This window comes from Psychrobacter sp. 1U2 (assembly GCF_051847575.1).
Window position 1 is genome coordinate 1 of the sequence record NZ_JBPYDC010001625.1, and the last position, 555, is coordinate 555.

Below are 555 nucleotides of genomic sequence, written 5' to 3' on the forward strand. Positions count from 1 at the left end.
TTTGGTTTTTGAGCAATCAATTTGGCATCAGCTAGCATGAATTCTGCCAGCGTACCTTGCAAGTCTGCGAGTCCTCCAGCGCAGCCATATACTTCGTCGCCTGGAGCAAAGTCGGTCACGTCCTCACCAACAGTTTCAATAGTGCCTGCAAAGTCCATACCGAGTACTGCCGGCAGATCGGGTGAAAACGGTAGATCATTACCCATGTGGTGGATCATGGTATCAACTGTATTTACACTAGTTGCAGCCACTCGCACTACTACATGTCCAGCTTTTGCATCAGGTTGAGGTAGCTCATCTAATTGAAATTTAGCATTGTCACCATATTCATTAAGTATCATTGCTTTCATTGGGCTTCTCCTAAAGATTAATTGTTAGAATCAGTATAATATTTTGTAAAAATGAAATAAACTGGCTATTATGAATTACAGAATTCGTAATTTGGATATAATCTAATGGATACAGAAAGCGTTCGTCTATTTGTTTTGGCGGCCGACAAACTCAATATCAGTGCCGCTGGTCGGGAACTGGGTATGGCGCCATCTATGGCCAGTG

The 555-nt window shown here is 42.7% G+C and carries 1 protein-coding gene; it reads right to left on the reverse strand.

Annotation, left to right across the window (positions count from 1 at the left end; all coding sequences use genetic code 11):
• The coding region (locus ACS8FD_RS23525; RefSeq protein ID WP_439277629.1) for an alcohol dehydrogenase catalytic domain-containing protein at positions 1-350 on the reverse strand (350 nt) is incomplete at its 3' end.
• Positions 351-555 lie beyond the last annotated feature (205 nt).